This window comes from Nonomuraea sp. MG754425 (genome assembly GCF_021699195.1).
GTDB lineage: Bacteria > Actinomycetota > Actinomycetes > Streptosporangiales > Streptosporangiaceae > Nonomuraea.
On record NZ_SSXE01000303.1, the window covers coordinates 1 to 7,952 of the forward strand.

The 7,952-nt window shown below is 75.9% G+C and carries 4 protein-coding genes and 2 pseudogenes; 3 read left to right on the forward strand and 3 right to left on the reverse strand.

The annotated features are described in order from the left end of the window. Positions 1-949 (reverse strand): annotated as a pseudogene (locus FAF44_RS50720) (FUSC family protein); the annotation flags it as partial. A 50-nt stretch (positions 950-999) separates the two neighbouring features. Here FAF44_RS50720 and FAF44_RS50725 point away from each other — a divergent pair. Next, positions 1,000-2,598, forward strand: a complete 1,599-nt coding sequence (locus FAF44_RS50725) for an amidohydrolase family protein (protein ID WP_237110677.1) — start codon at positions 1,000-1,002, stop codon at positions 2,596-2,598. A 109-nt stretch (positions 2,599-2,707) separates the two neighbouring features. Further along, positions 2,708-4,609 (forward strand): S41 family peptidase, encoded by a 1,902-nt coding sequence (locus FAF44_RS50730; protein ID WP_237110678.1) that lies wholly within the window; start codon positions 2,708-2,710, stop codon positions 4,607-4,609. A gap of 14 nt (positions 4,610-4,623) precedes the next feature. On the opposite strand, the gene FAF44_RS50735 is transcribed toward FAF44_RS50730, so the two are convergent. Then, positions 4,624-5,976 carry a hypothetical protein gene (locus tag FAF44_RS50735; RefSeq protein ID WP_237110679.1) on the reverse strand — a complete coding sequence of 451 codons (1,353 nt, stop codon included), beginning with the start codon at positions 5,974-5,976 and terminating at the stop codon, positions 4,624-4,626. Between the two features lie 104 nt (positions 5,977-6,080). Here FAF44_RS50735 and FAF44_RS50740 point away from each other — a divergent pair, with 104 nt between their 5' ends. Next, positions 6,081-7,541: a hypothetical protein gene (locus FAF44_RS50740; protein ID WP_237110680.1), complete on the forward strand. Its 1,461-nt coding sequence runs from the start codon at positions 6,081-6,083 to the stop codon at positions 7,539-7,541. 16 nt (positions 7,542-7,557) lie between these two features. Here FAF44_RS50740 and FAF44_RS50745 read toward each other — a convergent pair. After that, positions 7,558-7,952: pseudogene (locus FAF44_RS50745) on the reverse strand (ergothioneine biosynthesis PLP-dependent enzyme EgtE); the annotation flags it as partial.

Below are 7,952 nucleotides of genomic sequence, written 5' to 3' on the forward strand. Positions count from 1 at the left end.
CGGTCACTCCGATCGCGCCGGTTGCCCTGGTCGGTTCGGGCTGTTCGGCGGTGATCCCGGCGAGTTCCGCGCGTTCGGCGGCCTCCGTGCGTGCGTCGCCGATCGGCGGCTCGGGGACGGGGCGGCCACGGCGAAGGGCGTGTGCCCAGGTCAGGAGCGCGCCCGGATCGGCCACCGGGCCGCCGGGCCCGCGTCCCCCGGCATGGGCCGCGGCGGACTCGGCGCGGACGAGCAGGCGTCGCAGCCCCTCCCGCCGCTCGCCGGAGCGCAGCAATGTCTGCCAGGCCGCGTTGACCGCCGTCGCGGACGCGTGGCGGGCCTGGTGGGCGGCCCCGTCGTCGTGGGCGCGCAGCAGCCGGGCCGTCGCCTCCAGGGCGCGGGCGACCGCGACGCGCTCGGGGCTGTCCGGCCGGAGCAGGCGCGGCGCCATGCCCACCGCCCAGGCGACGAGCCCGCCCAGCACCCCCACCCCGACGTGCAGGGGCAGGTCGGCGAGCCGTTGGTGGGGGACGAAGGCGGCGCTGGCGGCGATGAAGGTGAGCACGACGTTGCCCGGCGGCCCGATCCGGGTCGCGTCGCAGGCGGCCTTGTGCAGCCCCGCGAGGACGGCGGCCACGGCCACCCGGACGGCGACCGAGTCGGTGAGCGCCGCCGTGACGAGGGCGGCGGTGGTGCCGGCCAGCATCCCGAGCACGACCCAGCCCAGCGTCCTGGCCCTGGCCGCGTACGGCAGCGCGTGGCCGTACAGGGCGCACATGGCCCCGGCGGAGGCGTAGAGGGTCAGGTCGAGCCGGCCGGCCAGGAGCAGCGCGAGCAGCACCACGGCGGACGCGGCCACCGCGCTGAGCGCGGGCTTGTGCCAGATGTCGCCGACCGGCCCGAGTCGCAGCGCGGCCCGGACGGGCAGGCGGACACGGGGGCTGAACCGGTGGAAGGGGATGGCACTCACCCCAAAAGCTTAGCAGATGTTTTACTAGTAAAATACCAGGACGAGATAGCATGATCGTGCGGACGCGCAAGCAGCCGAGGAGGACGACCCTGAGCAGCTCGTACGATCTCCTGATCAGGGGCGGGACGCTGATCGACGGCACCGGGGCCCCGCCGCGCCCCGCCGACGTCGCCGTGCGCGCGGGCCGCGTCGCCCACGTCGGCGACCCCGGCGGGGCGAGGGCGTCCGAGGTGATCGACGCCACCGGCCTGGTGATCACCCCCGGCCTCATCGACCTGCACTCGCACGCCGACTTCACCGTGCTCGCCGCCCCCACCGCCGAAGCCTGCCTGTACCAGGGCGTGACCACGCTGGTCACCGGCAACTGCGGCCTGTCGCCCTTCCCCGGCCCGGCCGGGAGCCCATGGCCGGACCTGGCCCGGTTCGCCGCCCGCGTGGACGCCGGACGTCCCGCCGTGAACCTCGCCCCGCTCGTCGGGCACGGGGCGCTGCGGGCCGCCGTCCTGGGGCAGGAGCGGCGTGCCCCCACCCCCGGCGAGCTGGGCCGGATGCGCGGCCTGCTCGCCACGGCGGCGGAACAGGGCGCGTTCGGGCTGTCCACCGGCCTGATCTACGCGCCCGGCTCGTTCGCCGCCGCCGACGAGATCGAGGCGCTGGCCGCCGAGGCGGCCGGCCGCGGCCTGCTGTACGCGACCCACATGCGCGACGAAGGCGACCACCTCATCGAGGCCGTCGAAGAGGCCCTGGCCGCGGCCCGCGCCTCGGGCGTGCGCCTGCAGATCTCCCACCTGAAGGCCATGGGCCCGGCCAACCACGGCAAGGTCGCCCGCGCGCTGGCGCTGATCGACGCCGCCGCCGCGCAGGGCCTCGACGTGGCCTGCGACGTCTACCCGTACACCGCCTCGTCCACGATGCTGACCTCCCGCCTGCCCGGCTGGGCCATGGACGGCGGCGACGACGCCCTGCTCGCCCGCCTCGCCGACCCCGCCACGCGGGAGCGCGTCCTCGCCGGCCTGCGGCCCGCCGTCGGGCGCACGTTCCTGCCCGAGGGGGTGATCATCGCCGACCTGCCCCCCGGCCCGTACGCCGGCCGCGTCGGCGACAGCATCGCCGACATCGCCCGCGACGGCGGCGTGGAGCCGGCCGAGGCCGTGCTCGCGGTGCTGGCGGCGCACCGCGCCCGGGTGCTGATCGTCAACCACGCGATGGCCGAGCGGGACGTCGAGGCCGTGCTGCGCCACCCCTCGGGCGCCGTGGCCAGCGACGGCTGGGTGCTGCGCGCGCCCGGCGACGGGCATCCGCACCCGCGCGGCTTCGGCACCTTCGCCCGCGTCCTCGGCCCCTACGCCAGGGACCGGGGCGTCGTGTCGCCGGCGGAGGCGGTACGGAAGATGACCTCCCTGCCCGCCGCCCGCCTGGCGCTGGCCGACCGCGGCACGGTCGCCCCCGGGCAGGTCGCCGACCTGGCGGTGTTCGACCCCGGCCGCACGACCGACCGCGCCACCTACGACGACCCGTGGCGGTACGCGGCGGGCGCGCGGCTCGTGCTGGTGGCCGGCGAGCCCGTGCTGCGCGACGGCGCGCCCACCGGCGTCCGCCCCGGCCGCACGCTGCGCGGCCCGTCCGCCCGGCGCGGCCCCGAGGGCTAGGGAAAACCCTGGGTCACTCCCCGTCGCGGCCCGCTCACTCCGGTGAGAGCGTGCCGGTGTCCGGGCGCGGGCCCGGACTCCACGTACGACCGGGATGGGTGGGACGAAGATGACCGAGCCATCGAGCGGAGTCGCGAAACAGGAGCTCCAGGACTTCCTGCGCACGGCCGACACGTTGACCCTCGACGACCGCAGGCTGCTGGTCCAGCAGGCGCTGGTGCTCATCGAGCAGAACTACGTGCACCTGCCGCTGAAGGCCGCGATGCACGCCGTCAACCCGGTGCAGCGGCTGCGGCTGCTCGCCGTGCGCCTGGGCCGGCAGACCCCGCAGACCATGGGCCCGGAGTGGCGCTTCCACGCGGAGCTGTCGGAGATCTTCCACTCGGTACGCGACCTGCACACCAACTACCTGCTGCCGCTGCCGTACTCCGGCAAGATCGCCTTCCTCCCGTACGTGATCGAGGAGTACTACGACGACGGCGGCGAGCGTCACTACGTGGTGACCAAGACCGTGCAGGGCTTCTCCGCGCCGGGCTTCGGCGCGGGCGTCGAGGTGACGCACTGGAACGGCGTCCCGATCGACCGGGCGGTGGACGTCAACGCGGCCCGGTTCGCGGGCAGCAACCCGGCCGCCCGGCACGCGCGCGGCCTGCAGTCGATGACGCTCCGGCCGTTGCGCGTCCACGTGCCGCCCGACGAAGCCTGGGTCGTGCTCACCTATGTCGGGCTGGACGGGATCCGGCGGGAGCTGAACGAGACCTGGCGGGTGGCCGACAACCTGCCGCCCTTCGTCAACGCCGACGAGCTGTCCACCGCCGCCGTCGCCCAGGGCCTCGACCTCGGCGCGGACGAGATCGGGCGGGCCCTCAGGCTGCTGTACGTCCCTGAGGCCGCCACCGAGCGGGAGAGCGTCGACGGCGCGGGGCTGACGACCGAGCCGGCCGAGCCGGGCGCGGACCTCCCGACGTCGATGCCGGGCTTCTTCCGCGCCAGGAGCGTCGTGACGCCGTCGGGCGTCTTCGGCCACGTCCGCGTGTTCAGCTTCGGCGTCTCCGACCCCGACGCGTTCGTCCGGGAGTTCGTCCGGCTCGTCGGGCTGCTGCCGCAGAACGGGCTCATCCTCGACGTGCGCGACAACGGCGGCGGGCACATCTACGCCGGCGAGTTCCTGCTGCAGACGCTCACCCCGCACCCGATCGTGCCGGAGCCGACCCAGTTCATCACCACGAACCTGAACCTGCGGATCTGCCGCCAGCACCAGGAGAACCCCACCGGCGAGATCGACCTCGGAGCCTGGTGCCCGTCGATGGAGCAGGCGCTGGAGACGGGCTCGGTCTTCTCCGCCGCCTTCCCCATCACCCCGGCCGACGGGGCGAACGCGCTCGGCCAGCAGTACTTCGGCCCGGTCGTGCTGATCACCAACGCCCTGTGCTACTCGGCGACCGACATCTTCTCCGGCGGCTTCCAGGACCACGGCATCGGCAGGATCCTCGGCACGGACGACAACACCGGGGCGGGCGGCGCCAACGTGTGGACGCACTCGCTGCTCAAGCTCCTGCTCGAACTGCCCTCCCCCACGCCCGACAACCCCTACCGGCCGCTGCCCGGCCAGGCGAGCATGCGGGTGTCGATCCGGCGCTCGCTGCGCGTGCGGGAGCTGGCCGGGACGCCCGTCGAGGACCTCGGGGTGGTGCCCGACTTCCGCCACCGGATGACCCGCGCGGACGTGCTCGGGGACAACGGGAACCTGCTCGCGCGGGCCGGCGAGATCCTGGCCGGGCAGCCGGTGCGGCAGCTCGACGTGCGCCTCGACGCCGGCGGGCTGAGCCTCACCACCACGCTCGTGGACCGGGCCGACGTGCGCCTCGACGGCCGGCCGGTGGCGTCGGTGGACGTGACGCAGCAGGTCACGACCGTGAGCCTGCCGGGGGTGGCGTCGGCACGCGTCGTCCGGGTGGAGGGGTTCCAGGGCGGGGAACTGGTCGCCGCCCGTACGATCCTGCGGCCCTGACGGTCCGGGGGCCGTCAGGCGAGGTCGTTCCGTCCCGAGACGGCGCGATCGGCCTCGGCGACGAGCGGGCTGGCGCGGTGCCGCTGCCAGCCCGCCCGCAGGCGGCGCAACTCGTCCCGCACCCGGGCCGAGGCGATCAGCCGGACGTCGTCGCTGAAGCTCAGGGTGGTCAGGGCGGCCTGGTCGGGATCGCCGGAGCGCAGGAAGGCGTGCGCCGCCCGCAGCCCGATCAGCACCCGCGTGCGCAGCTCGACCGGCCGGCGGCCGTGCATGGACGCGGTGAAGTGGCGGGCGGCGGTCGCGTGGTCGCCGAGCCGGCTCAGGGTCAGGCCGATCTGGTGCTCCAGGGACTCGCGCCGGTAGTTGCCCAGCCACTCGGTCTCCGGCGGGGAGTCGGCCCGTTCGAGCTCAGTCTCCGTGCGGCGCAGCAGGTTCAGGGCGTCCCAGCGGGTGCCGGCCGCCGCGTGCGCCTCGGCGCGCATGCCGGTGATCCACGCCAGCGTGCGCCGCGAGCCGCGCCCGCCGAGCACGGACGCGGCGGCGTCGGCCAGCGCGAGCGCCTCGCCGTCGTGGCCCAGCTCGGCCGCCTGCACCGCCATGCTGCGCAGGGCCGTGGCGCGCAGCACGTGGTCGCCGGCCTCGTCCGCGAGCCGCACGGTGCTGATGTAGTAGCGCTGCGCCAGCGCGTTCGCCCCCGCGTCCATCGCCATGTACGCGGCCAGGTAGCTCAGCTCGGCCGCCGCCGTGAACAGGTCGGGCCTGGAGCGCCCGGAGGCCCGGCCGAGCAGGGGCGTGACCTCCCGCGACAGGTAGGCGGCGACGGAGGCGCGGGCGTGGCCGCCGCCGTACTGGTCGTCGAGGTCGGCGAACGCCGCGGTGGCGGCGCGCAGGCGGGCCACCTCGCCGGCGCCCGCCCGGCCCCCTCGCCCGTGGCCGTGCGCCGGGCCGCGGCTGGGCGTCAGGCCGGAGAGCGCGGCCAGCGTGAACGACGCGGCGCTCAGCACGGTACGGCGGTTGAGCAGGTCGTCCTCCCCCAGCGTGGCCAGGCGGGCGACCGGGTCGCCGTTCCAGGGGTCGTCGGCGGGCGGGACGACGGCCTGATCCGGCCAGCCGAGGTGCGCCGGGCCGAGGTCCGGCCGGTTGAGGCGGCGGCGGAAGGCCACCACGGCGGCGTGCACGGCCTCCGGCCTGGGGACGGTGCCGGTCAGCCAGTGCCCCACCGCCGACCGGTCGTAGTGCAGCCGCTCCCCGATCTCGGCCGCGACGGCGTTGACGTGCTGCGCCGTGGCCGCGTGCGTCCAGCCGGCCTGCTCGATCAGCGTGGCCAGGGCCTGGTTCGACAGCGGGCGGGTGCGGCGTGGCGGCATGGCACCTTCACATCGCTTCACATCGCGGTGCCCTCGACGATGCTCCGTACGCACTGCACCGTCAAGAGAGCTGACCGTGACACGGCGACGGAAGAGGAGACTCCATGACAATGATGGACGGAGCGGCGGCCGAAGTGGCCAACGCCGAGTTACTTGCCGCGCTGGCGGGCCGGCCGCTGGTCGTCGTCGACCGGTCCTGCACCGCCCTGCGCACCGGGTACACCGGCCCCATGCCCGTCGAGGCGCTTCGGCCGGTCCTGAGCATCGGCTGCTCCTCGCCGTGGGACCCGGCGCTGCCCGACATGGCGGTGGCCGCGGAGGAGCACACCCGCACCCGCTCGGTGGCCGAGCGGCGCGGCTGGCTGCGCCGGGTGCGGCACGACGCCGCCCGGCACCTGGTCAAGTTGGACCGCCCGCCCGTCATCGCCACCTCCCACCCGGTCACCCAGTTCCAGGACCCGGCGGGCCCCGGGGTCACGATCGCGGCCGTCGACGCGGGCGTCCGGGCCACGATCGAGGCCCGGCACCTGTTCGACGACCTGCTGCGCGCGGCCGGGGTGCCCGCCGTGGCGCGGATCCGCAGCGTGCCCGCCGAGCGGCTGCCGAGCCTGGCGGAGCTGCGGCGCGCGGTCGGCTCCCAGCGGGTGGTGGTGCAGTCGGGCGGCATGTCGAACGGGCACGGCACCGTGGTCGTGTCCGACGAGGACGGCATGGCCGGGGCGGCGCGGCTGCTGGGCCCGTACCGGGTGGCCGCGTACGTGGAGGGCTGGCCGTGCGCCGTCACCGTGCTCAGCGTCCCGGACGGCGCGGGCGGCGTCAGAGTGTTCGTGGACCGGCCCTCGCACGAGACGACGGGCGCGGCCGAGCTGGGCCTCGGCCCGCTGCGCAGCGCCGGTCACGATTGGTCGCGCCCCTGGCCGGTGCCGGCCGCCGCGCTGCTCATCGAGTGCGCCGAGCGCATCGCGATCTGGGGCTGGCGCAGGTACGGCGTCACCGGGCTGTTCAGCCTGCGCGGCCTGCTCACGCCGGGCGAGCGGGTCTACCTCTCGGCGGTCCGGTGGCACTGCGACGGCGGCACCGAGGTCTCGGCGGTCAACCAGCAGCTCATCGGCGTGCCCCCGTTCATGCTGGCGCACCTGGCGGTGATGCTGGGCGGGCGGGTGAGCTGGCTGCCGGATCCGCAGGACTTCAACCAGCTCAGCCTGCTGCGCGCCACCGAGCGCGGGGGGCCGTTCTCGGTCCGGGTGCGGTTGCGGGGCACGTCCGCGATGCGGATCGCGGCCGGGCGGGGGCCGGGCGTCTACCGGCTGGACCACGCCGACCGGGCCCGCTGGGTGCGCCGTGGCTCGCACCCGGCGCAGGCCCGCGCCGACCAGGGCGAGTTCCTGCTCGCCGACCTGCCGTCGCCGGACGTCGTCTGCCATCCCGGCGCGGACCTGGCCACCGTCGAGGCCGTCACCGAAGGCGGCACCCAGCCCTTCCACGGGCCCGCCAGCATCTCACCGTTCACCCGGCGGGTGGCGGCGGCCGTCGAGCAGCTCTTCCTGCCCTGCGACCCCGGGTGAGGCGACCTGTGGTGATTCAGGAGGCGGCCAGGACGGCGGCCAGCGCCCGCAGGGTGTCCACCGGCGTGCCCGGGGGCGGCGAGACCCGCAGGACGGGCTCGCGCAGGTGCAGCGGGGCACGGGCCGTGGGCACGACGCCGACCAGCAGGGACGCCCCGGCCGCGCGGGCGGCGGCGCGCTCGGCCGTGTCTCCTGGCGGCGGGGTCAGGGTGACGAGCGCCGAGGGCTCGTCGAGCGGCTCGGCCACCCGCCAGCCGCCGGCCCCGTCGAGCAGGGCGCGCGCCGTGCGTCCCAGGTCGGCCAGGTGGGCGTGGACGGCGGGCGGGTCGAGCGCGTGGTGCTCCCCGGCCGCCACGCCGAGGCCCGCCCTGGCGGCGATGGGGCCCTCCGAACTCTCGTAACGCGCCGCCC

What these genes read in the sequence shown, in the direction of transcription:
- FAF44_RS50725 (WP_237110677.1), top strand. Translation starts at nt 1,000, where the DNA reads ATGATCGTGCGGACGCGCAAGCAGCCGAGGAGGACGACCCTGAGCAGC.
- FAF44_RS50730 (WP_237110678.1), top strand. Translation starts at nt 2,708, where the DNA reads ATGACCGAGCCATCGAGCGGAGTCGCGAAACAGGAGCTCCAGGACTTC.
- FAF44_RS50735 (WP_237110679.1), bottom strand. Translation starts at nt 5,976, where the DNA reads ATGCCGCCACGCCGCACCCGCCCGCTGTCGAACCAGGCCCTGGCCACG.
- FAF44_RS50740 (WP_237110680.1), top strand. Translation starts at nt 6,081, where the DNA reads ATGACAATGATGGACGGAGCGGCGGCCGAAGTGGCCAACGCCGAGTTA.